Source organism: Enterovirga sp. (assembly GCF_028290205.1).
Taxonomy (GTDB): domain Bacteria; phylum Pseudomonadota; class Alphaproteobacteria; order Rhizobiales; family Beijerinckiaceae; genus Enterovirga.
Map to the genome: position 1 here is coordinate 17088 of NZ_JAQGKF010000183.1, position 22537 is coordinate 39624.

26 protein-coding genes are annotated in these 22537 nt (G+C 71.2%); 11 read left to right on the forward strand and 15 right to left on the reverse strand.

All coding sequences use genetic code 11. The features are described from left to right. Positions 1-49: 49 nt before the first annotated feature. Together treZ and JWR86_RS13170 are read left to right on the forward strand one after the other, a co-directional pair. Entirely contained in the window at positions 50-1960 is a 1911-nt protein-coding gene (gene treZ, locus JWR86_RS13165; RefSeq protein WP_299566289.1) for a malto-oligosyltrehalose trehalohydrolase, read from the forward strand. A 155-nt stretch (positions 1961-2115) separates the two neighbouring features. After that, the gene (locus JWR86_RS13170; protein WP_299566291.1) at positions 2116-2583 is read left to right on the forward strand and encodes a MucR family transcriptional regulator; all 468 of its coding nucleotides are present in this window, start codon (positions 2116-2118) and stop codon (positions 2581-2583) included. A 72-nt stretch (positions 2584-2655) separates the two neighbouring features. Here JWR86_RS13170 and JWR86_RS13175 read toward each other — a convergent pair whose 3' ends face one another. The 3 genes from JWR86_RS13175 to JWR86_RS13185 form a co-directional block, all read right to left on the reverse strand. Continuing rightward, positions 2656-3555: a histone deacetylase gene (locus JWR86_RS13175; RefSeq protein ID WP_299566294.1), complete on the reverse strand. Its 900-nt coding sequence runs from the start codon at positions 3553-3555 to the stop codon at positions 2656-2658. 26 nt (positions 3556-3581) lie between these two features. Beyond that, on the reverse strand, positions 3582-4448 hold the full coding sequence (locus JWR86_RS13180) for a C40 family peptidase (RefSeq protein ID WP_299566297.1): 867 nt from the start codon (positions 4446-4448) through the stop codon (positions 3582-3584). Positions 4449-4519: 71 nt separating this feature from the next. Beyond that, positions 4520-5911 (reverse strand): M17 family metallopeptidase, encoded by a 1392-nt coding sequence (locus tag JWR86_RS13185; RefSeq protein WP_299566300.1) that lies wholly within the window; start codon positions 5909-5911, stop codon positions 4520-4522. A gap of 154 nt (positions 5912-6065) precedes the next feature. Between JWR86_RS13185 and JWR86_RS13190 the strand changes: the two genes are divergently transcribed. Together JWR86_RS13190 and JWR86_RS13195 are read left to right on the forward strand one after the other, a co-directional pair. Further along, positions 6066-6806 (forward strand): tetratricopeptide repeat protein, encoded by a 741-nt coding sequence (locus JWR86_RS13190; protein WP_299566303.1) that lies wholly within the window; start codon positions 6066-6068, stop codon positions 6804-6806. Between the two features lie 74 nt (positions 6807-6880). Continuing rightward, positions 6881-7816 carry a dihydrodipicolinate synthase family protein gene (locus JWR86_RS13195; protein WP_299566306.1) on the forward strand — a complete coding sequence of 312 codons (936 nt, stop codon included), beginning with the start codon at positions 6881-6883 and terminating at the stop codon, positions 7814-7816. Positions 7817-7825: 9 nt separating this feature from the next. On the opposite strand, the gene JWR86_RS13200 is transcribed toward JWR86_RS13195, so the two are convergent. The 10 genes from JWR86_RS13200 to JWR86_RS13245 form a co-directional block, all read right to left on the reverse strand. Next, entirely contained in the window at positions 7826-8851 is a 1026-nt protein-coding gene (locus JWR86_RS13200; RefSeq protein ID WP_299566309.1) for a biotin-dependent carboxyltransferase family protein, read from the reverse strand. Then, the gene (pxpB, locus tag JWR86_RS13205; RefSeq protein ID WP_299566312.1) at positions 8848-9567 is read right to left on the reverse strand and encodes a 5-oxoprolinase subunit PxpB; all 720 of its coding nucleotides are present in this window, start codon (positions 9565-9567) and stop codon (positions 8848-8850) included. Before pxpB ends, JWR86_RS13200 begins: the two co-directional genes overlap by 4 nt. A gap of 97 nt (positions 9568-9664) precedes the next feature. Continuing rightward, complete coding sequence (locus JWR86_RS13210; protein WP_299566315.1) at positions 9665-10012, reverse strand: response regulator; 348 nt, start codon at positions 10010-10012, stop codon at positions 9665-9667. Positions 10013-10258: 246 nt separating this feature from the next. Then, complete coding sequence (locus JWR86_RS13215) at positions 10259-10816, reverse strand: hypothetical protein (RefSeq protein WP_299566318.1); 558 nt, start codon at positions 10814-10816, stop codon at positions 10259-10261. 31 nt (positions 10817-10847) lie between these two features. Continuing rightward, entirely contained in the window at positions 10848-11240 is a 393-nt protein-coding gene (locus JWR86_RS13220; RefSeq protein ID WP_299566321.1) for a DUF3618 domain-containing protein, read from the reverse strand. Further along, positions 11237-11635, reverse strand: a complete 399-nt coding sequence (locus JWR86_RS13225; protein WP_299566324.1) for a phage holin family protein — start codon at positions 11633-11635, stop codon at positions 11237-11239. The genes JWR86_RS13220 and JWR86_RS13225 overlap by 4 nt, the downstream gene beginning before the upstream one ends. A 9-nt stretch (positions 11636-11644) precedes the next feature. Further along, complete coding sequence (locus JWR86_RS13230; protein ID WP_299566327.1) at positions 11645-12193, reverse strand: hypothetical protein; 549 nt, start codon at positions 12191-12193, stop codon at positions 11645-11647. 142 nt (positions 12194-12335) lie between these two features. Next, a complete protein-coding gene (locus JWR86_RS13235; protein ID WP_299566330.1) occupies positions 12336-13475 on the reverse strand; it encodes a YihY/virulence factor BrkB family protein in 1140 nt (379 codons plus the stop codon). Positions 13476-13547: 72 nt separating this feature from the next. Next, positions 13548-14969 (reverse strand): pyruvate kinase, encoded by a 1422-nt coding sequence (gene pyk, locus JWR86_RS13240; protein WP_299566333.1) that lies wholly within the window; start codon positions 14967-14969, stop codon positions 13548-13550. Between the two features lie 70 nt (positions 14970-15039). Then, on the reverse strand, positions 15040-15792 hold the full coding sequence (locus JWR86_RS13245) for a phosphatase PAP2 family protein (RefSeq protein ID WP_299566336.1): 753 nt from the start codon (positions 15790-15792) through the stop codon (positions 15040-15042). 38 nt (positions 15793-15830) lie between these two features. Between JWR86_RS13245 and JWR86_RS13250 the strand changes: the two genes are divergently transcribed. Next, complete coding sequence (locus tag JWR86_RS13250; protein ID WP_299566339.1) at positions 15831-16310, forward strand: CAP domain-containing protein; 480 nt, start codon at positions 15831-15833, stop codon at positions 16308-16310. A 69-nt stretch (positions 16311-16379) separates the two neighbouring features. Then, positions 16380-17516, forward strand: coding sequence for an acyltransferase family protein (locus JWR86_RS13255; RefSeq protein WP_299566342.1), 1137 nt, complete (start codon positions 16380-16382; stop codon positions 17514-17516). Between the two features lie 7 nt (positions 17517-17523). Here JWR86_RS13255 and JWR86_RS13260 read toward each other — a convergent pair whose 3' ends face one another. Continuing rightward, a complete protein-coding gene (locus JWR86_RS13260; protein ID WP_299566345.1) occupies positions 17524-18006 on the reverse strand; it encodes a Fur family transcriptional regulator in 483 nt (160 codons plus the stop codon). A gap of 80 nt (positions 18007-18086) precedes the next feature. Here JWR86_RS13260 and JWR86_RS13265 point away from each other — a divergent pair, with 80 nt between their 5' ends. The 4 genes from JWR86_RS13265 to JWR86_RS13280 are packed head-to-tail and all read left to right on the forward strand — an operon-like array spanning position 18087 to position 20837. Further along, positions 18087-18254: a hypothetical protein gene (locus JWR86_RS13265; protein ID WP_299566348.1), complete on the forward strand. Its 168-nt coding sequence runs from the start codon at positions 18087-18089 to the stop codon at positions 18252-18254. Next, the gene (locus JWR86_RS13270; RefSeq protein ID WP_299566350.1) at positions 18251-19057 is read left to right on the forward strand and encodes an ABC transporter ATP-binding protein; all 807 of its coding nucleotides are present in this window, start codon (positions 18251-18253) and stop codon (positions 19055-19057) included. The genes JWR86_RS13265 and JWR86_RS13270 overlap by 4 nt, the downstream gene beginning before the upstream one ends. A 38-nt stretch (positions 19058-19095) precedes the next feature. Continuing rightward, a complete protein-coding gene (locus JWR86_RS13275) occupies positions 19096-19929 on the forward strand; it encodes a metal ABC transporter permease (RefSeq protein ID WP_299566365.1) in 834 nt (277 codons plus the stop codon). Then, on the forward strand, positions 19929-20837 hold the full coding sequence (locus JWR86_RS13280; protein WP_299566352.1) for a metal ABC transporter substrate-binding protein: 909 nt from the start codon (positions 19929-19931) through the stop codon (positions 20835-20837). Before JWR86_RS13275 ends, JWR86_RS13280 begins: the two co-directional genes overlap by 1 nt. Positions 20838-20874: 37 nt before the next feature. Here JWR86_RS13280 and JWR86_RS13285 read toward each other — a convergent pair whose 3' ends face one another. Continuing rightward, positions 20875-21861, reverse strand: coding sequence for a heparan-alpha-glucosaminide N-acetyltransferase (locus tag JWR86_RS13285; protein WP_299566354.1), 987 nt, complete (start codon positions 21859-21861; stop codon positions 20875-20877). A 192-nt stretch (positions 21862-22053) separates the two neighbouring features. On the opposite strand from JWR86_RS13285, the gene JWR86_RS13290 reads away from it, so the two are divergent. Beyond that, positions 22054-22537, forward strand: a 484-nt coding sequence (locus tag JWR86_RS13290; RefSeq protein WP_299566356.1) for a cold shock protein, incomplete at its 3' end; no start/stop codon positions are given.

Below are 22537 nucleotides of genomic sequence, written 5' to 3' on the forward strand. Positions count from 1 at the left end.
CCGGGGCATCGCTGGAACCGGGCCTAACGGTGTCCGTTCCTGACCGTTCGTGGCACGGGAGTTGAGATTGTTGAGAACTCAGACGACGGGACGTCGCCGCCCGGTCGGGGCCGAACCCGGCCCCGCCGGCACCTCGTTTCGGGTCTGGGCGCCGGGTCGGCAGGAGGTTTGGGTCGTGACCGGGCACGGCCCGGAGCATGCGCTCAAGGTGGAAGCGTCCGGCTATTTCTCGGGCACGGTCGCCGGGATCGTGGCCGGCGACCTGTACCGGTTCAGGCTCGACACGGACGAGCGCCTCTATGCGGACCCGGCTTCCCGCTTCCAGCCGGACGGTCCGCACCACGCCTCGCGAGTCGAGGACCCAGGCGCCTATGCCTGGCAGGACACGGAGTGGCGCGGTCGCGGCATCGAGGGCCGTGTCCTGTACGAGATGCATGTCGGCACCTTCACGGCCGAAGGCACCTGGGCGGCGGCGGCGGAAAAGTTGCCCCATCTCGCCTCGCTTGGCATCGACCTCGTCGAGATGATGCCGGTCGCCGACTTCCCGGGGCGGTTCGGCTGGGGCTATGACGGCGTCAATCTCTTCGCGCCGTCCCGCCTGTACGGAGAGCCCGACGATCTCCGCCGTTTTGTGGACCAGGCGCACCGGCTCGGCATCGGCGTGATCCTCGACGTCGTCTACAACCACCTCGGCCCGGACGGGAATTTCCTGTCCTGTTTCGCGCCGTCCTATTTCACGGACCGCTACGAAACCGAATGGGGCGCCGCCATCAATTTCGATGGCGAGGGCTCGGCCGAGGTCCGCCGCTTCTTCATCGAGAACGCCGCCTACTGGATCGAGGAATTCCACTTCGACGGCCTGCGCCTGGATGCGACCCAGAGCATTTTCGACGAGAGCCGGCCGCACGTCATCCAGGAGATCGTGGAGGCGGCGCGCGCGGCCGCGATGGGGCGCGCGATCGTGGTGATCGGCGAGAACGAGCCGCAACACACCGCCCTGGTCCGGCCGCCCGCAGACGGCGGCTATGGCCTCGACGCGCTGTGGAACGACGACCTGCACCACTCGGCCATGGTGGCCGTGTCGGGCCGCAACGAGGCTTATTACGCGGACCATGCGGGCGAGCCGCAGGAATTCGTGGCGGCGGCGAAATACGGCTACCTGTTTCAGGGGCAGGTCTACGCCCATCAGGGCCAGCGGCGCGGGACAGCCGGACTGGACCTTCCGCCAGCCGCCATGGTCACCTTCGTCCAGAATCACGACCAGGTCGCGAATTCGGATTGCGGCCTGCGCTTCAACCTCCTTGGCCATCCTGGGGCGGCTCGGGCCATCACGGCCTATCTCCTGCTCGCGCCCGGCACGCCGATGCTCTTCCAGGGCCAGGAATTCTGGTCCTCGTCTCCCTTCTTCTATTTCTGTGATCACGAGCCCGAACTCGCCGGGTTGGTCCGAGAGGGACGGCGAGAGTTCCTGACCCAGTTTCCCACAATCGACACGGATGCCGAAGTGCAGGCGCGACTGGTCGATCCGGGCGAGGAGAGCACATTCCAGCGCTCGAAGCTGGATTGGGCGGAATGCGAGCGCAATGTCGCGGCAGTCGCGCTGCACCGCGACCTCGTGGCGCTGCGGCGGTCCGACCCGGTGTTTTCCCGGCAAAACCGCGGCGGCCTGGACGGCGCCGTGATCGGCCGCGACAGTTTTGTCCTCAGGTTCTTTGGCGAGGGCGGCGACGACCGCCTGCTCATGGTAAATCTGGGCCGCGACTTTGCTCGCCGCAGCATTCCCGATCCGCTCGTCGCCCCGCCCCAGGGGCGCTCCTGGTCTCTGCTCTGGTCGAGCGAGCGCCCAGCCTATGGTGGGCACGGAACTCCCGAGGTGGAAACTTTGTCGGGGTGGCGTCTACCCGCCTATTCGGCAGTCATTCTAGCTGCCAGCACTTCCAGCACAATTGCTGCATCATAGTAACGTCACCTTAATATGTTGGGACCCGGACGCCCCCCGGCAATGCTGGCAACCTGTCGCAGCGCAGGACGGGTTCTGCTTCAAAGACTTGACATAGCTCACCGGTGCGGGCATGGGCCCGACCTCTCACTCTGCCGAAAGAAGTACACAGGATTATGGATAACCAAGAGACCGCCGCGCAGACGAATTTTGTCGAGCTGACGGCCGATGTGGTGTCTGCGTTTGTAATGCACAATTCCATTCAAAAAGGCGACCTGCCCGATCTGATCGCCTCCGTCCACGGCTCGCTCGCGGCCCTGAGCCAGCAGAAGGCGCCGGCGGAAGCCGAGCGGCCCGTGCCGGCCGTGCCGATCAAGAAGTCGGTTTCCCCGGACTTTCTGATCAGCCTCGAGGACGGTCGCCGCTACAAGTCGTTGAAGCGGCATCTCAGCGGCCGCGGGCTGACGCCCGAGCGGTACCGCGAGAAGTGGGGTCTGCCGGCCGACTACCCGATGGTTGCGCCGAACTACGCCAAGCAGCGGTCCGAACTCGCGAAGTCCATGGGTCTCGGCCGGCAGCGCCGCCGCGAGCCCGAGGAGGCCCCGCCGGCCGCTCCGGCCAAGGGCCGTCGCGCCAAGGGCTGACGCCCGAGGGCTGACACGCCAACGGCTGACACGTGACGATCCGGTAGGCTCGAGGGCCCGCCGGATCACACTTCAGGCCGCCCCCGCCATGGCTTCGAACACGAAGGCATGGCGGCGGGCGATGGCCTCCGGATCGGGCCCGTAACCGCCCCCGACCACCGAGACGAGCGCGATCCCCCGGCGGCGCGCCTCCCCGATCACATAGGCATCCCGTCGCCGCAGACCGTCGTCGCTGAGAGCGAGGCGGCCGAGCTGATCGTCGCGATGCGGATCGACGCCGGCATTGTAGAAGACGAGATCCGGCCTGAAGCCGTCCAGAAGCCCCGGCAGGTGCCGGGCCACGGCGTCCAGATACTCACCATCCTCGACGCCGTCCGGCAGTGCCACGTCGAGATCGCCCGGGATCTTGCGGACCGGATAGTTCTTCTCGGCATGCAGCGAGAAGGTGAAGAGGTCGGGCTCGCCGGCCAGGCAATCGGCCGTGCCGTCCCCCTGATGAACGTCGAGATCCACCACCAGCGCGCGCCGGATCTCGCCCCTTTGCCGCAAGGCGAGCGCCGCGACCGCCACGTCGTTGAACACGCAGAATCCGGCGCCGGTGGCGCGCTGCCCGTGATGCGAGCCGCCGGCGGTCGAGCCCGCCAGCCCTCCTGCGAGCGCCAGGCGGGCCGCCAGGATCGTGCCGCCGACCGCGTGGCAGGCGCGCCGGGCGGTGGCCGGGTTGACCGGCAGGCCGATGCGGCGCTCGATCTCGCGCGGAACGGCGCAGGCCAGAACGGCCTCCACATAGACGGCGTCATGCGCGAGCCGCAGCGTGTCGGGCTCTGCGGGTTCAGGCTCCCGAAAACCGTCCGGGACGAGGCCGAGTTCGGCGAGCCGCGCCGCGAGGCGGCCGTATTTGCCCATCGGGAAGCGGTGGCCGACCGGCAGATCGGCCTCGAAATGGGGGTGGAAGACAACCGGCGGCGGCATCGGGCGGCGCGCGGGGCTTCCCCGGCTCAGGCCCCGAGAGCCGGCAACCTGCGAAGGGTGGTGATCGGCCCGTAGCTGTTCTGCCGAATACGGAGTTCAGCCTCGCTCAGCGTCTCCACGGCCACGGCCATGTGGTGGCCGTTGGCGTGCAGCAGTCGCGTCCCGTCCAGCATCAGGCCGACATGCCCGCGCCAGAAGATCAGGTCGCCGCGGCGCAAGCCGGCGAGGTCCTGGGCGGAGATCTGGTCGCCGAGCGAATGCTCCTGCTGGTCGCTGTCGCGGGGCGCCGCGATTCCGGCCTGTGCGAGCGCGAGCTGGACGAGACCGGAGCAATCCAGACCGAGGCTGGTCTTGCCGCCCCACAGATAAGGCGCACCGAGCAGGCGCTCCGCCACGGCCACGAAGTCCGGCTCGGGCGCCTCGTCCGGCCGCAGGTGACGTGCGGCCACGTAGCCGCCGGTCGCGAGCGGGAGATAGCCGTTTTCGAGCTCCCCGGCCGCCGTGACGCCGGCGCCAAGGCTGAGAAAGCCCGTTGGCGGCAGCTTCAGGTTCGGCCCGGGATAGATGAAGGTCCTGAGCGCCCGCACGCGATGCGTCGGCGCCGGGCCGGCCTCGCCGAGCACCGAGCTCGGCAGGTAGCCCACATAGCCGTCGGCGGCGAGTTGCACCCAGCTGTAGCCGGCCCCCTCGTCGAACACCGTCACGGCCTCACCCATCAACGCCTCCGTGTCGAGCGGGGCATCCGGCGCGGGCCGGCGACGCAGCGGCGCGGAGGGCGCGACCACGCGCCGGGGCAGCCCCGGGCTGTAGCGCGGGGCCTCGATCTGGCCCCGGAGGGCTTCGGCCGCGAGATCCGGCCGGGCGGGCGTGAGGCGCCGATCGTGGGCGGTCATTCCGATGGTCTCGCAACACCCGACAGAGATGGGCAGGTTAGCATTCCGCGGCCGCCCGGTCCGGCCTTTCCTCAGGCGGCGGGGTAGCGCTCCTTGAGGAGACCGTAGAGCAGCCGCGCGCCCTGCACTTCGCCGCCCTCCGGCCGGCCCGGCCGGGCCACGGGCGTCCAGGCATAGACGTCGAGATGAAGGTGCGCCTTCGCCCGTTCGACGAAGCGGTCGAGAAACAGCGCGGCCGTGATGGAGCCCGCGAACCCGCCCGCGGGCGCGTTGGTCAGGTCGGCGATCTTTGACTCGACCATCTTCCGGTAGGCCGGCCAGAGCGGCATGCGCCACACGGGGTCGTGCAGCGCCACGCCGAGGCGGTCGAGGTCGGCCGCGAGCGCGTCGTCATGCGTGTAGGCAGGCGGCAGGTCGGGGCCGAGCGCCACCCGGGCCGCCCCCGTCAGGGTTGCGAAATCGATCAGGAGCTCGGGCGCGTCCTCGTCGGCGAGCGCCAGCGCGTCGGCGACAATCAGGCGGCCTTCGGCATCCGTGTTGCCGATCTCGACGGACAGCCCCTTGCGGCTGCGCAGAACGTCGCCGGGCCGGAAGGAGGAGGCCGAGATCGCGTTCTCGACGGCCGGGATGAGGACGCGCAGGCGCACCGGCAGCGCCGCCCCCATCACCATGTCGGCCAGCGCGAGCGCCGCGGCGGCGCCGCCCATGTCCTTCTTCATCAGCAGCATGGCGGCCGACGGCTTGATGTCGAGCCCGCCCGTGTCGAAACAGACCCCCTTGCCGACCAGTGTGACGGCGGGGGCGCCGGGATCGCCCCAACCGAGGTCGATCAGACGCGGCGCCGCGGCAGCCGCCCGGCCCACGGCGTGGATCATCGGCAGGCCGGCACCGAGCAGATGGTCCCCGGCCGTCACGGCGATGTCGGCCCCGTGACGTTCGGCGAGGCGACGGGCGGCCTCTTCCAGGTCGTCAGGCCCGAGGTCGTTGGCGGGCGTGTTGACGAGGTCGCGCCCCATTGCAACCGCGGCCGCGATGCGGCCGAGATCGTCCGGGTCGACCCCGGCCGGCGGCACCAGCAGCGCACGTCGCGGCGGCCGCAGCCGGTAGCGTTCGAAGCGGTAGCCGGCCAGCAGCCAGCCGAGGGCCGCCCCGGCCGGATCGGGCAGGTCGCCGACAAGCCGGTAGGCGCCGGCCGGGAGGGTCGTGGCGAGGCCGCCCGGGGCGAACGGATCCTGGCCGCGGCCCACGTCCAATCCGAACAGCACGGCCGCGATGGCCCCCTCCGGCGAGGGCAACACCAGCGAGCTGCCCGGCTTCGCGTCGAACCCGGACGCCTGCGCGAAGGTGCGGGCCGTGGGCGGAAGCTGCGCCGCCGTGGCGGGCCAGGTCTCGGCGGTGACGAGGTGGATGGGCACACCCGCGGCGTCCGCGGGTGCCCAGCCAGGGTGGGGTTGCGGGCTCATGACTCTCCTTAACCCCCTCTTAGGGTTAACGGACTACTTCCAGGACGGAGTTCGTGAGGGTGGTGTCATGTCGTCCCGGTGGCTGCAACCCGTCCGGCTGAGGCCGGCTCCGTGTCTGGCTCTTCTCCTGGCCGCCCTCTCGCTCGGCGGCTGCATGTCGCGGCAGGCAGCCGAGACCACGGGCTCGATCGGCAGCCTCGCATCCGGCACCTCGTCCGGGGATCTGCGCCGTGAGGCCGACAATCTGGCGCGCCGCTACGACGCGTCCCCTGGGGACCCGGCGGTGGCCCTGGCCTATGCCCGGGCGCTGCGCGGGCTCGGCCAGAGCACCCAGGCCGTGGCCGTGCTGCAGCAGGCCGCGCTCCGGTCAGGCAGCGATCCGGCCGTGCTGGCCGATTACGGCAAGGCCCTCGCCGATGTGGGCCGCTTCCGCGAAGCCTCGGCCGTGCTGGCCCGCGCCCACCGGCCCGAGCGCCCGGACTGGCGCATCCTCAACGTCCAGGGCGCGGTGGCCGACCAGCAGGGCGACTTCGCCACCGCTCAGCGCTTCTACGTGGCTGCGCTGCGCATCGCCCCCGGCGAGCCCTCCATTCTGACCAACCAGGGTCTGTCCTTCGCGCTGGCCAAGCGGCTCGACGAAGCGGAGCGGACCCTGAGCGAAGCATCCCGGCACCCGCGCGCGGACGGGCGCGTGCGCCAGAACCTCGCCCTCGTGCTCGGCCTGCAGGGCCGGTTCGCCGAGGCCGAGACGGTGCTGAAACGCGACCTCACGCCTGCCGAGGCGACCAGCAACATGCAGGCGATCCGCCGCATGGTGAGCCATGCGAACAGCTGGAAAGCCATCCGCCAGGCGGAGGAGCCGGCGCGCGAGAAGCGGCAGGCCGCCGCCCTCTAAGCCAGCGCCTGGTGGGGGACGTCGCCAGCCGGCGCGGGCTCAACGAACCGCCCACCTTCCAGCGGGAGCGCCGCATGCTTGACCACACGGCCACCGGGGTCTTCGTGATTGCCCCGACCCCCTTTCACGAGGACGGCCGGATCGACCAGGGCTCGATCGACCGCATGGTGGACGCCTTCGCGGCCGCCGGTGTGGCCGGCGTCACGGTGCTCGGCATGATGGGCGAGGCGCCCAAGCTCGATGCCGAAGAGGCGCTCGCCGTCGCCCGGCAGGTGGTACGCCGGGCCGGCCGGCTGCCGGTGGTGGTCGGAGTCTCGGCCCCGGGCTTCGCGGCCATGCGGAGCCTCGCCAGGACCTCCATGGAGGCGGGCGCGGCCGGGGTGATGATCGCTCCCCCGCCGAGCCTCCGGACCGACGACCAGATCGTCGGGTATTTCAGCCAGGCCTCCGAAGCGATCGGGCGCGACATCCCGTTCGTGCTCCAGGACTACCCGCTGGCGCTCGGCGTCGTCATGACCCCGGCCGTGATCCGCCGGATCGTCGAAGCGAACCCGGCCTGCGTCATGCTCAAACACGAGGACTGGCCGGGGCTCGACAAGATCACGGCCCTCAGGGCGTTCCAGGGGGAGGGCGGGCTGCGGCCATTCTCCATCCTGACCGGCAATGGCGGGCTGTTCCTGGATCTCGAGCTCGAGCGCGGCGCCGACGGGGCCATGACCGGCTATGGCTTCCCGGACATGCTGGTGGATCTGGTCCGCCTCTCGGCGGAGGGCCGGCGCGAGGCCGCGCAGGATCTGTTCGACGCCCACCTGCCGCTGATCCGCTACGAGCAGCAGCCCGGGATCGGGCTCGCGGTGCGTAAATACGTGCTGCGGCGGCGCGGCATCATCGGGACGGAGACGCAGCGCAGGCCGGCCGTCGCGCTGTCGCCCGCCTCCCGGGCCGAGGTCGATTACCTCTTGGCGCGCCTGGCCCGATGGGACGGGCGCGCCGCCGGTCTCGCCCCTTGACGGGACCGCTCAGGCCTCGCCGGCGAGGGCGTCGGTGGCATCGCCCGCAAGGTTGAGCGCCAGCAATTCCTCGCTCCCCGGTAGGCCGCCCCGCACCTGCACGGCCCGCTCGGCCGCGGACCGGATCTCGGTCGCGCGAACCCGCGCCAGGGCCTGCGCAGCCTCGACGTCGACAGCCTGGAAGCGGACCGTGTCGCCGCTGCGCCGCTGCGCCAGGACGCGCAGATCCGCCGTGATCACGGTGGCGATCTTGGGGTAGCCGCCCGTGGTCTGATGGTCCGCCATCATCACGATGGGCATGCCCGAACCCGGGACCTGCACCGAGCCCTGCACGAGCCCGTCGGACACGATGTTGTAGCCGCGCAGGTGGCTGATGGTCGGCCCGGAGAGGCGATAGCCCATGCGGTCGGCTTCGTCGGACACCGTGTAGGTGTTCGACAGGAAGGCCGCGACGGATTCGGCCGGGAACAGGTTGTCCTGCGGTCCGAGCACCACCCGGATGGGCGCCTCGAGATCGAGTGGCACGGGCGGCAGCGTGCGCTCGCCCGCCGCCTCCGGCGCGCCGGGCCTCACCGGCAGGCGGTCCCCGGGCCGGAGCGCACGGCCCTCGATCCCGCCGATACCCGCCCGGGGCTGCAGGGACACGCTGCCGAGCTGCGGCTCGATCGCGATGCCGCCGGACACCGCCAAGTAGCCGAAGATGCCGGCCGCGGCCGGGCCCACCGTGACGCGCGCTCCGGCCGGCACCAGCACGGAGGTCGAGGGCGCGACCGGAGCGCCGTCGACGGACAGCTTCATGCGGGCGCCCGTGAGCGCGATGCGGACCGGCCCGTCCACCGCCTGAAAGGCGCCGCCGGCCAGCATGAGTTCGATGGCGCCTTCGCCGGGGGCGTTGCCGACCAGCGCGTTAGCCTCGGCCAGCGCGAGCCGGTCCATCGCGCCGGAGCGCGAGATGCCGTGCCGACCGGATCCGACCCGCCCCATATCCTGCAGGCTGGTCATGGGCCCGCAGCTTTCAACCAGCAGCGCGCTCATGGCGTGGTCTCCGCGATCACCGCGCCGGCGGCGGCCTCGCGCTCGAGCCGGGCGAAATCGCCCTCGTCGATCCGGTAGAAGCGAACTCCGTCGCCCGGCTGCAGGATCACGGTCGGGTCCCGGCCCGGCATGAAGTTGCGGACCGGCGTGCGGCCCAGGAGATGCCAGCCCGAGGGGGCGGCCAGGGAGGCGACCAGCGCCTGGATGCCCCCGATGGAGATGGTGCCGGCCGGCGTGTGCAGCCGCGGCGAGACGCGCCGCGGAGTCGCGATGCTCTGATCGAGCCCGCCCAGATAGGCGAAGCCCGGCAGGAACCCCAGCATGTAGACCCGGTAGGTCGGGGCCGAATGGCGGCGCACCAATTCGTCGGGCGAGAGGCCGTGCAGCGCCGCCGTGGCCTCGAGGTCGATGCCGTTCTCGCCGCCGTAGCAGACCGGGATGCGCCAGGTGCGGCCCGCTTCCGCCCGCCCGGTCAGGCCCGCGGCGAGCCGGAGCAGCTCGGCGGCGAGCGCCCCGTAGCTGACCCGCTCCGGATCGTAGCTGACCAGGAGGGAGCGATAGGTCGGGATGGTCTCGACCACCCCCTCCAGCCCGGCCACGGCGCGGTCGAGCTCGAGCACGCGCGCGTTCAGGTCGGGGTCGATCTCCTCGCCGAACTCGATGATGAGCGCGGCGTCGCCGCAGGGCAGGATGCGGGGGCTCGGGTGCGGCGCCATGGGCCGCTCCTTAGAGCATTTCCGGGCGAGGGGGATCCGGGTCAGGCGAGAAAATGTGGCCCAAGCGCCCGCCCGGCCCGCCCGCTGCCGGCCCCGGTCAGCACGCCACGCGGCCGTCGCTGTTCAGCGCGTTGCGGATCGCCACGTCGGCATAGGGCTTGGCGATGAAATGGGCGTGCCGCAGGTGCTCCGGCACGTCGCCGCGGCGGGAGGCCGACACAAAGGCGAACGGCACCCCGCGCTCCTCGAGCCGCGTCGCGATGTCGAAGCTCTTGCCGTCCGGCAGGTCGACGTCCAGGAAGGCGAAATCCGGTTCGGCACCGAGATGCTGGCGCATGGAATCGAGCGTCGGGCAGACCCCGATGACGTCGTGACCGCAGCCCTGCACGATGCCCAGGAGATCGAGGCCGATCAGCGGGTCGTCTTCGAGGATCAAGATACGCATGACACGCTCCTTCGCTCCTGGCGGCGAGCCTGCGAAGGCGCGTCGCGAGGCGGGGTCCCGTCACAACGAAGGTTCGGATTTTGCCGTTCCTGCGCCTCGGTACCCGGGATCCGAGCTTCTGCGGTCGCGGTTAAGCTTAGGTTATGGTTGCCGGGATCGCTCGCTTTTGACCAAGCGGATCGCCCCGAAACGAGAAAGGGCCGGTCCCCTGGACCGGCCCCTCGTTCTGTTTGCGACCTGCGCGGGTCAGCGCATCGCGGCGGTCTCGTCGCCGGTGTCGCGGTCACGCCCCTCGCCGAGGCGCTGGATGTTCTCGGCCACGAGATGGCGGCCCTGCTCGGCCACTTCCTGGGCGTAGCGAAGGCCCTGGTCGCGCACCTCGTCGGCGTAGCGGCCGAGATACTCGTTCTCGCGCCGGGTGCCGGGCAGGAGGGCGCCGATGATGAGGCCGGCCGCCAGGCCGACCACGCCGACCATGATCGGGTTCTCCTCGACAAAATTCTCGACCGTGCGGCGGCCGCGGCTGAATCCGGCGGCCGATCGGCGCCCGGCCTGGCTGGCGTTGCGGGACGCGCTGCCGAGGCTGTCCGACGCCCAGGAGCTCGCCTCCTTGTAGCGCTTGCGGGACCAGTCGCCCGCATTCTCGACCGCGTCGCCGACCGAGTCCCGAACGCCGCTCGACACGTTGCCGGCTCCGCCGGTGCTCGATCCGGAACCGCCCGTGCGGTCCTGGGGCGAGCGCCCGCTGCCCGGCCGTGCGGCGCCCGCCGGTTCGCTGCCGTAGTGTTTGTCGACTTCGCTCATGCCATCCCTCCGTGCCTGCCTCTTGGGCCGGCTATGCATCGATGCGTTTCGTTCCGGTCACGTCCACGGCCTGGTGCCGGGACGGAAGATCGGGGTCGTAGGTGCGGGCATGCCCGTCGTTGAGAACCGGCACGTCCACCACGTCCGTCGTGATGCGGGCGGCGGCTCGCCGCTCGCTGGTCTTGTTCATGCGGTAGATCAGGAAGCCGATGCCGGCCGCCGCGATCATGACCGGGACGGGGTGGCGGCGCAGAAGCCCGAGCACGAAGTCGTGCCCGTTCTCCATGCGGGGGACACCCGCCTGCCCCATCACCTCGTCCACCATCCCGGCGACCGTGAGCTTCTCCTGGATCCGGTCGATGGTCGCGTGCAGGCGGTGGCGGGTGGCCTCGGCCTCGGCCTCCAGTTCGGTGAGGCTGGTCATCCGATGGTCCTCTCCGACAGCACCTCGCCGTCGCGCTTCAGCGACTGCACGGTCCGGGTCGGCGTCAGGCTCGACGCCGCCAGCATGTTCTTTCCGATCATCGCCAGGACGCCGGCGATCACGGCCAGCAACCCGCCGACGATCAGCGCCGAGATCCAGGGCGACTGGACGAAGATGTCGATCCCGTAGACCAGGGCCTGGGTCAGCCAGATCAGGGACGCGACCCCGAACACGGCTGCGGCCAGGAACATGATGGCGCCCTTGGCGAGTCCGGCTGCGTTCGTGGCCATCTCGGCCTTGAACAATCCGAACTCCTTGCGGGCCAGATCGGCGCCGTCGCGCAGCGCGTCGCCGACGAGTTCCTGCAGGGTGGCGCGACCGGCGCTATCTGGCATTGCGGGCTCCTAGACGCTGGCCGGCTGCGAGGATGCGCGCCGTTTCGCGGCCGCGGCCGCCGCAGCCCCGCCGCCGCGCTGGGACGCGGCGTGGCTTTCGGACAGGCCGTCAGCCGAGCTCTTGATGAAGCGCGCCAGCAGGAACCCGGCCACCACCGCCACGGCTCCGACCGTCGCGGGCGAGCGCCGGGCGTAGCGTTCGACGTCGCCGTAGATGTCGGCGAAGCTGCGGTCGCGCAGGCCACCGGCGAGCTGATCGAGGCCATCGGCCGCGCTGCCCACGAAGGCCTGGATGTTGGGCCGCTCGCCGAACGACCGGCCGGTCTCCCGCAGGGAGGAGGCGAGGTCGGCGACGGATTGCGCGGCGTCGTTCTTGCGCTGGTCGGCGAAGCTGGTGGCCTGTTCGCGGGCGGCCTCGTAGAGGTGCCGGCCCTGCTCCACGGCCGCCGTTTTCAGGTCGCCGGCCACGCCCTTCACCTCCTGGGCGATGTCGTCCAGGTCGGGATCCTTGGTCTTGGACTCGATCCGGTCGACAGCTGCCGTAGCCTGATTCCGCATCTGGGTTCCGGCCTCCCCGATCTTTGCCTGCAGGTTGCCGCCGGGGGCGCCTCTCTCTGGCTCGGCCATCACGTTCCTCGGTTTGTACTGTTGAGCGGGTGTAACTTGTGGCCCGAACCCAGGTTCCGTCGCGTCCGGGCAGTTACCTGGCGGCCCCGACACTGTCGGCCATCGTGGCGCCGCGGGCCCCGAGCGGCTTGCTGCCGCCCTCCGTCGTGTCGTGCGCGACCTGGTGCTCGACTTCCGCGTTCAGCTCCGCGCCGACGAGAATGACGGTCGAGGTCAGCCACATCCAGGTCATCAGGCCGACCACGGCGCCCAGCGAGCCGTAGGTCTCGTTGTAGCTGCCGAAATTGGCGACGTACCAGGAGAACAGCATGGAAGTGGCGATGCCGCCGAAAGCCGCCAGCAGCGCTCCCGGGCTCAGCCAGCGCCACTTCGCCCGCGCCCGGCTCGGCCCGTATCGGTACAGGGCCGCAAGCGCGAGCAGCGCGACACACAGCAGGGCCGGCCAGCGCCCGATCCAGATCAGCCACTCGACCACGGGCCCGAGCCAGATGTACTTCAACACCACCGGGATCACGACGACCGCCCCCAGGGCCAGCACAATCATCAGGACGGTGGCGGCCGTGAAGGTGAGCGACCAGAGGTTCAAAACGAAGAAGTTGCGTTTCTCCGTCTCGTCGTAGGCGACGTTCAGCGCGTCGAACACCGCCTTCATGCCGGCATTGGCGCTCCAAAGGGAGATCGCGAGCCCGCCGAAGAAGGCGAAGCCGAGCGCGGTGTCGCCCTTCTCGGTGATGCGCTTCACTTGCTCGCTCACGATCTCGATCGCGCCGCCCGGCAGCAGCCCGCCCAGCGCGGCGATATGCTCGTTCAGGGTCGCCGGATCGGCGACCAGCCCGTACAGCGACACGAGCGCCGCGACGGCCGGGAACACGGCCAGGAGACCGTAGAAGGTGACGCCGGCCGCGACGGCCAGAATGCGGTCGTTGCCGATCTCGTCGAAGACCCGGCGGAGGATGTCCCACCAGCCGCGGCCGGGAATCTCGGTCGGCGACGCGGCGTGGCGGCCGCGGCCGGGCTGGGCCGCAGCCGCCCGGGGCGAGGCGCTCTTGCTCGTGTCGCGCGCGCTGGGCGACGCGGCGTCCGCTCCCGCTCTTGCCCGACCCTGTGCGGCGTTGCGGGCGGGCGCCGTCAGGGCGATCGCGGCAGCGTAGCTGAGCAGCAGCCTGAGCCCGGTCCGCGCCCCGCCAGGCCTGCTCCCCGCCTCGCTCCTCATCGCCATCCGCCTCCGCTGCTCGTGCGCGGCGACAACGGAAGGCGGGGACGTGCGTTCCGGATGGCTTCGTAGTTACCGGCGGGGCGTGCGGGCGATCCGCAGCATGTTGGTGGCCCCTGGCGTGCCCAGCGGCACGCCGGCGACCACGATGATGCGGTCGCCCGGCTTGGCGAAGGTCTCGCTGACGGCTGTGGTGCAGGACCGCTCGACGAGATCGTCGAGACTGTGCGCGTCGTCTGTCCGAATGGCGTGCACACCCCAGGCGAGCGAGAGGCGCCGGGCCGTCGACATGTTGGGCGAGAGCGCCACGATGGGCGGCTTCGGCCGCTCGCGCGAGACCCTGAGGGCCGTGGCCCCGGTGGACGTCCAGCAGACCACGGCCGCCATGTCGAGATCCTCGGCGATGGCGCGCGCGGCGGTCGCGATCGCGTCCGCGCCCGTGCCCTCGCTCGGCGGGCGCTGGTTGGCGATGACGCCCCGGTAGGTCGGATCGACCTCCACCTCGCAGGCGATGCGGCTCATGGTGCCGACGGCCTCCAGCGGGTACTTGCCGGCCGCGCTCTCGGCCGACAGCATGATGGCGTCCGCGCCCTCGAAGATCGCCGTGGCGACGTCCGACACCTCGGCCCGGGTCGGGATGGGACTCGAGATCATCGATTCCAGCATCTGGGTCGCGATCACCACCGGCTTGCCGTGGCGCCGGCACAGCCGGGTGATGCGCTTCTGGATGCCGGGCACGCGCTCAAGCGGCAGTTCGACCCCGAGATCGCCCCGCGCCACCATGATCGCGTCGGCGAATTCCATGATCTCGTCGAGACGCTGGACGCCCTGCGGCTTCTCGATCTTGGCCATCACGGCGGCCCGGCCGGCCGCGACCTTCTTGACCTCGGCCACGTCCTCCGGCCGTTGCACGAAGGACACCGCGACCCAGTCCACGCCGGCTGACAGCGCGGCCTCGAGGTCCGAGCGGTCCTTGCCGGTCATGGCGGAGACCGGGATGGTCGTGTCTGGCACCGACACGCCCTTGCGGTCGGAGACGCTGCCGCCGATCACCACCTCGGTGACGGCCCGGGTGGGCGAGCACTCGGTTGCGACCAGCCGGACCTTGCCATCGTCGATCAGCAGGGTGTCGCCTGCCGCGAGCGCCGCCAGGATCTCCGGATGGGGAAGCTGGACGCGGTTTGCATCGCCGGGGGCGGGATCCTGATCGAGCACAAACTGCGCGCCGGTCGCGAGCTCGACCTTGCCGTCCCGGAAGGCCCCGAGCCGGAGCTTCGGCCCCTGCAGGTCGGCCAAGATGCCGATCGGGCGGTTATGCCGCGCCTCGATCTCCCGGATCGTGTGCACGAAGTCGCGCATCCGGTCGTGCGGCGTGTGGCTCATGTTGATGCGAAACACGTCCGCCCCGGCGAGAAACAGGCGGGCGATGGTGTCCGGATCTGACGAGGCGGGTCCGAGCGTGGCGATGATCCGGGTCCGTCTCTCGCGCCGCATGGACACCTCCAATCTTTCTTCGGGCCGAGTCGCCACCTGAGGCCAAGCGCGGCCGGGCTGCAAGCGCGCCTTACCGCCACGCACGGGCGGCCAGCGCCGCGCGGGCCGGCGGGGCGCAGACGTCGAGCCGGGTGGCCATTTGGCGCGCGGTCGCGCCGATCGAATGTTCGAGCGAAAAGTGGCTGCCGCCGAGCAGCAGCACGGCGAGCCCGAAGCCGGCCGCGACCGGAGCGGCCGGGATGCCGGGCCGGCCGAGGCGCCGGTGCAGCAGCCAGAACACGCCCCAGGCGGCAACTCCGACGACCGCGCCGATGGCGACCTCGGCGGGGGAGTGTGCGCCCGTCCTCACCCGGCTGATCGCCACCGCGACCACCAGGAGGGAGGCGATTGCGAGCAGGCCCGCCCGGATCCAGGGCGGCCGGCCGGCGCCCAGCATCAGGGCGAGCGCTCCGTAGAAGATCGCCGCGAAGCTGGCATGGCCGCTCGGGCTGACCACGTTCGCGGCCGGGACGAGGCTGGGCCCGCAGGCGTGGAAGGCGAGCTTGAACAGGAGCGTGGCGCCCCCGGCGAGCGCGAGAGCGAGGAGCCAGGCGAGCAGCAGGGGCCCCTTGCGCAACCACAGAAGCAGCCCGGCCAGCAGCGCGGAGGCCGGCAGCAGCAGCGCCGAATCGGCGAGCGACGCGATTGCGGGGCTGATCACGGCGCCGGGCTCGGCGCGCAGGTCGCCCGTTCCGTGGCCCCGCACCCCTGGGGCGGCTGCCGGGCGCCGCAGCGCCCCCCGGAACCCCTGCTGCGCCGCAAAGCTGCCCGGATCGGGGCGCAAGCGGCCGAGCCGCCCGCCGCTCTGCCCGAAAGCCGTCCATGCGCCACCGCGCCCTCCTCCTCCTGTGCCTCGCGGCCATGCCCCTGCTGACGCACTGCGCCGGGGACGACGTCGCCAAGATCGTGCCCAGCGATCAGGTCACCACGAGCACGCGGGACGCGGCCGCCGCCGCGCGGCTCATCTCGGAATACCGCGCGTCGCGCGGGCTCGGCCCGGTCTCGGCCGACAGCCGACTCAACGCGGCGGCCGAGCACCAGGCCCGGGCCGTGGCGGAGGCCGGCAAGCTGTCGCACGGCGCCTTCGCGAGCCGCATGGACGCCTACAGCATCGCGGGTGCGGCGGCCGAGAACCTGACGGCCGGCTCGGGCGACGTGGAAGGCGCCATCGGCCGATGGAAACGCTCGGCGGCCCATGACCGCAATCTCCTGATGAAGGACGCCCGCCGGATCGGGCTGGCCCGGGCCGACAGCCCCGGCCACGGCTACCGGAGCTACTGGGCGCTGGTCCTGGCCCAATAACCCGACAGCGCGAAAACGCCTGAACGGACATAACGGTCTCTGAACCTTTGACCGGCACCCTGCTGGGTCATGGAGATCGTCAACATCGGCAGATCCGCGCCCACTGCCTCCGGCCGGGCCGGCGCCCATGTGGGGCCGGGTCAGACCCAGAGCGGGCCGGCCGGAAACGAGCCGCGCATCGCCTGGGTGGATACGGCCAAGGGGATCTGCATTATCCTGGTCGTGATGATGCACGCGACGCTCGGCGTCGAGGCCGAAATGGGCCGCGAAGGCTTCATGCACGCCGCTGTGGTGTTCTCCAAGCCGTTCCGGATGCCCGACTTCTTCCTCGTCTCGGGCCTGTTCCTGTCCCGGGTGATCGCCCGGGACTGGCGCAGCTATGCCGACAAGCGCGTCGTCCACTTCCTGTATTTCTATCTGCTGTGGCTCCTGATCCAGTCGCTGTTCAGAGTGACGCAGGTTTCGGGAGGGACTTGGATCGGCTTTCTCGAGCATCTCGCCTTCAGCTTGGTCGAGCCGTATTCGACGCTCTGGTTCATCTACATCCTGGCCGTGTTTTCCGTCGTGACCAAGCTGTTGCGCCGCGTGCCGGCGCCGGCGCTGCTCGGTTTCGCCGCGCTTTTGCAGATCCTGCCCATCGAGACGGGCTCGTTCCTGACGGACGAATTCTGCGAGCGCTGGGTGTTCTTCCTGGCCGGATACCTGTTCGCCCCGCAGGTCTTCCGACTGGCTGAGGCGGCACGCGGCCATGCGGTCGTGGCCGTCGCGGCCGTCGCCGCCTGGGCGGTGCTGAATGGCTGGCTGACCATCATGCCTGTCGCGGCGCGGCCGGGCATGATGGTGACCGACCTGCCGGTGGTGGGCCTGCTGGCCGGGATAGCCGGCGCGGTCGCCATCGTGGTGATCGCCTCGCTGATCGCCGGGCGGCGCCCCGCCGAACCGCTGCGTCATGCCGGCGCGCAGTCGATCAGCATCTACCTGACTTTCTTCCTGCCCATGGCGGCGACCCGGCTGATCCTGGTCCGGACCGGCGTCATCGAGGATGCGGGCTGGGTGGCGGCCATTGTCACGGCGGTTGCCGTGGTGGCTCCGCTGGTCATCGAGCGGCTGGTGCGCCACACGCGCCTCAGCTTCCTCTATCGCCGGCCCGCCTGGGCGCGGCTTCGTTCACGGGCGTCCGGCCTGCGGCTTCAGCCCGCCGAGTAGCGGCCGGTCAGCCTGGCGCCGCGGTGCGGCAGCTGGCGCATTCGCCCTCGACCTCGACCGCCCGCCCGCCGGGCCGGAACCCGGCGGCCGCCGCCGTGCCGTCGAGCCCGCGCGTGAGATCGGGCGAGCACACTTCATCCACCACGCCGCAGCTCGTGCAGACCAGGAACACGGTCGCGCCATGCGGGTCATGCGCGTGGTGGCAGGGCAGGTAGGTGTTGCGGGTGGCGATGCGGTGGATGAGCCCCGCCTCGATCAGGACATCCAGCACGCGGTACACCGAGATCGGCGCGATGCGGCGCTCCCGGCCGAGCCGCTCGACGAGGTCATAGGCGCCCAGCGGCTCGCGCGAGCGGGCGAGCTCCTCGAACACGCGGCGGCGCAAAGGCGTGAACTGCACCCCTTGCGCGCGGCAGGCCTCCTCCGCCTGGCGGATCAGCGCCTCGGGCGGGCTCGGATGATGATGATGGTCGTGCGAGGGGCCGGCCATGGTCTCTGAGCGAGGGTTGACGCTACGTGCTGTTACAACGTAACAAGTTCGCGTCCCACAGGATACCACCGCGAGCCCTCATGGTCACGCCGCGTTCCGCCCCCTCCGTCCCGCCGAGCTCGGCGGCCTTGCTGAGCCGGGCCGTGCAGCGCCCGTCGCTGCTGCGGATGAGCGCCGGCGTCCGGCTGGTGGGCGCGGCGTTCGGCATCTGCCTGGCCTGGTCGGCGATCGCGCTCGGCTTCGCGTGACCTCGACGGCCGGCGTGGCCGGCGCGCCGCTCCTGTCCTTCCACGACCTGACGCTCGGCTACGGCGCCAGAGCCTCGCTCCGCGGCCTGACCGGCGAGGTGCGGTTCGGTGACCTGCTGGCGGTGGTCGGCCCGAACGGGGCCGGCAAATCGACCCTGCTCAAGGGCATCGTTGGCGTCGCCGCTCTGCTGGGCGGCCGGATCGAGCGGCACCGGGCGGCGGCGATCCGCGACATCGCCTACCTGCCGCAGCGGGCTGAGATCGACACCAGCTTCCCGATCAGCGTGCAGGATTTCGTGGCCATGGGCCTGTGGCGCCGCATCGGCGCCTGGCGCCGGCTCGGCCGGGCGGAGGACCTGCGCGTCGACGCCGCCATCGCCCAGGTCGGGCTCCAGGGCTTCGAGGCGGTGCCGATCGGCAGGCTGTCCGGCGGCCAGGTGCAACGCATGCTCTTCGCCCGCACGGTGGTTCAGGATGCGGCCGTGATCCTGCTGGACGAGCCCTGCGCGGCGCTCGACGAGCGCACGGCAGCCGACCTGATGACGCTGGTGCGGGAATGGGGTCGCGAGGGCCGCACCGTGCTGGCTACGCTGCACGATCTCGACCAGGTTCGGGCCTCCTTTCCCCGCACGCTCATTCTCTCGGGCGGGGTCCCGGTGGCATGGGGCGAGACGGCCCGCATTCTGACGCCCGACAATCTTGGCCGGAGCCGCGGCGCGGCCGGGCCGGAGGCCGGGAGCCCGGGGGCGAGCGCCCCCTTGCGCGAGGGACCGGCGCTGCGCCTCGCCGCCGCCGCGCCGTGATCGCCGCGCTGTTCGGCCCCTTCGCCGAGTTCGCCTTCATGCGGCGGGCCCTGGTCGGCTGCCTGGCCCTGTCGCTCTCGGCGCCGCCGATCGGGGTGTTCCTGGTGCTCCGGCGGATGAGCCTGATGAGCGACGCCATGAGCCACGCCATCATGCCGGGCGCGGCGGCGGGATTCCTGGTGGCAGGCCTGTCGGTGCCGGCCATGACGGCAGGCGGCCTGCTGGCCGGAATGACCGTGGCCGTGCTGGCCGGCCTCGTCGCCCGACGCACCATCCTGCGCGAAGATGCGAGCCTGGCGGCCTTTTACCTGGTCTCCATTGCGGCCGGGGTGGCCCTCGTCTCCACCCGGGGCTCGAATGTGGACCTGCTGCACTTCCTGTTCGGCACCGTGCTGGCGCTCGACGACGAGGCGCTGCTGCTTCTGGGCGGGGTCGCGACCGTCACGCTGGTCTGGCTCGCCGTCGCCTACCGGGCGTTGGTGATCGAATGCGTGGACCCGCATTTCCTGCGCCTGTCGGGCCCCGCCAGCGCGGTGACGCATCTGTCGTTTCTCGCCGTCGCCGTTCTGAACCTCGTCGCCGCCTTCCAGGCGCTCGGCACGCTGCTGGCCGTCGGGCTGATGATCCTGCCCGCCGTCGCGGCGCGGTTCTGGGCGGAAAGTCTGCCTGGGCTGATCGCGGTCGCCGTGCTGGTGGCGGCGGTGTCGAGCGTGGCCGGGCTCTGTCTCTCCTATCTGTACGGGCTCCCCTCCGGGCCGGCCATCATCCTGTCGGCCGGCGCGGTCTATGGCGCCTCCATGCTGTTCGGCCGGGTCGGCGGTCTGGTCAGAACCGGCCTGCCGGGACGGCCCGGATTGTCGGGAAACACATGATGATCCTGCGGCGTGCCGCCCTGGCCCTCGCGGCCCTCCTGCTCGCCCCGGGCGGGCTCGCGGCGCAGGACGCGCCGGCGAGGGTGCCGGTGGTGGCGACTTTTTCCATTCTGGCCGATGTCGCCCGGGAGGTGGGGGGCGAGCGCGTCCTCGTGTCCGCGCTGGTCGGGCCCGATCAGGACGCCCATGCCTACGAGCCGTCCCCGGCCGATGCGGCGCGGCTCTCGGAGGCCCGGCTCGTGATCGCCAACGGCCTCGGCTTTGAGGGCTGGATCGACCGGCTGATCAAGGCGGCCGGATCGGGCGTCCCGCCGGTGATCGCGTCACGCGGCGTGAAGCCGATCCAGAGCGCGGGCCACGGCCACGGCCACGGGCACGGCCATTCGGACCCCCACGCCTTTCAGAACGTGGCCAACGTCAAGCTCTATGTCGCCAACATCCGGGACGGCCTGTCCCGCGTCGACCCCGCCGGGCGCCCCGTGTTCGAGGCCAACGCCGCCCGCTACCTGGCCGAGCTCGACCGGCTCGAGAGCGAGATCCGGGCCGGCATCGGCCGCATCCCGCCGGCCAACCGGCGCGTGATCACCAGCCACGACAGCTTCTCCTATTACGGCGCCGCCTATGGCCTGCGTTTCGTGGCGCCTCGGGGCATCTCCTCCCAGAGCGAGATTTCCGCGCGCGACATCGCCACCATCGTCCGCCAGATCAGGGCCGAGAAGATCCCCGCCGTGTTCCTGGAGAACGTGACCGATGCCCGCCTGATGGACCGCATCGCCAAGGAGAGCGGGGCCCGGATCGGCGGCAAGCTCTATTCCGACGCCTTGTCGGGCCCGGACGGCCCCGCCGCCTCCTATCTCGCCATGATGCGCCAGAACCTCCGCACCCTTCTGGCCGCGCTCGCCGACTAGGCGCCGGCCCGTCCGCCGAGGCCTGGCGTCCTGGCCGTCACTGCCCGGGCGATGTGGCCCGGCGGAGGCAGAGCTGGGCGGTGAGCTCCGCCTGGCTGAACTCCTCGGCCGTCGGCCGGCCGGCCAGCACCTTCCGCCACAGGCCGTCCTGCCGCAGCTCCTCCACCGTGCAGGTGCAGGCAGCCCGGCAGGTCGGGCCGGGCGTTCCGGCCGCTTCGCAGCTCGCGACGCAATGGCGCATGAAGGGCCGCGCCTCGGCCGCGAGGTCCGGACCCAGCACCTGGCGCAGGCCGAACAGCGCGCCGAACAGCACCGGCTGGTGCAGCAGGTAGACGAGGAGGCTTCTGCGGCCGAGGCCGGCGAGGAGCCGCGCCGCGGCCCCTGGCCGTGCCGGGCCGGCACGCCCCGCCCGAGCTCCTGCGAGGCGCCAGCCGGCCATCCCGGCCAGCACAAACCCCGTCCAGGGGAAGACCGGGACGTAGTCGTTGGTCACCGGGACGGTGCGGCCGAGGCCGAGCGGAGCGAGGGCAGGGCTGTCGAAGACGCTGGTGCTCACCAGGAGCGGCGTGGCCAGCAGCGCCACCGCGGCAAGCCCGGTCACGGCGGTCGGCGCGCGCAGAAAGGGCAGGGCGATCAGGCTCGAGAGCACGAGATTGTGAAGAATGCCGAAGAAGATGAAGCTGTCGGGAAAGACCAGGTAGGTCGCGCCCGACACGGCGGCCGCCGCCGCCGCCAGCACCGCCAGGCGGCGCAGAAAGGCGGCCGGCCGGAGGGCGCGCCCATGCGCCAGCACGAGCGAGACCCCCGACAGGATCAGGAAGCTCGCCGCGACGAGCCGAGCAAACAGGCTCCAGCCGAGATGGCCCTGGATGTCGGTGGCCACAAAGCCGAGCTGCGACAGGTCCCAGGCGAAGTGGTAGATCACCATGGCGACCACGGCCGCGCCCCGGGCGAGGTCGACCGCGAGGCGGCGGCCCGGCGGCCGGGCCTCGTCTTCGGCCAGGGCGGTCTCGGTCTGAGGCATCAGGCGGGGCAGGTCCGACAGGGGCGGTCTTCGTTCCCGGAAGAATGCGGTCCGTCAACGCCGGACAGACGGCCTCAGCGCCGCCGTGGCTGTCCGGATCCAACGGTGGACGGCCGCGATTGCGGCTTCCGCCACTTTGGCGCGGTGGTATCTTGAGGGCGAATCAGCTGGCTTGATTCGGACGGTGTGGCCATGTCGAACGAGTACGGTGGACAGCGGGCCCTCACCCAAGCCGGTGACGTGGCCGGACTGGAATCGGGTTCCACGGCCGCCGACGGCGATGCCGAGCTTCTCAGGGTTTCGGGCCGCATCAAATGGTTCGACGTCTCCAAGGGTTTCGGCTTCATCGCCTGTGACGGCGGGCTGCCGGACGTGCTCCTCCATGTGACCTGCCTCCGGCGGGACGGGTTCCAGGGCGCCAACGAGGGGGCCCGGATTGTGGTCGAGGCCGTGAAGCGGGCGCGCGGGCTGCAGGCCCTGAAGGTCGTCACGCTCGACGAATCGACCGCGCTTCATCCCTCTGAACTGCCCTTGCCCCGCACCCACGTCACCGTGGCGCCGACGAGCGGGCTCGAAGAGGCCACCGTGAAGTGGTTCAACCGGCTGCGCGGCTTCGGCTTCCTGACGCGGGGCGACGGCACGCCCGACATCTTCGTCCACATGGAAACGCTGCGCC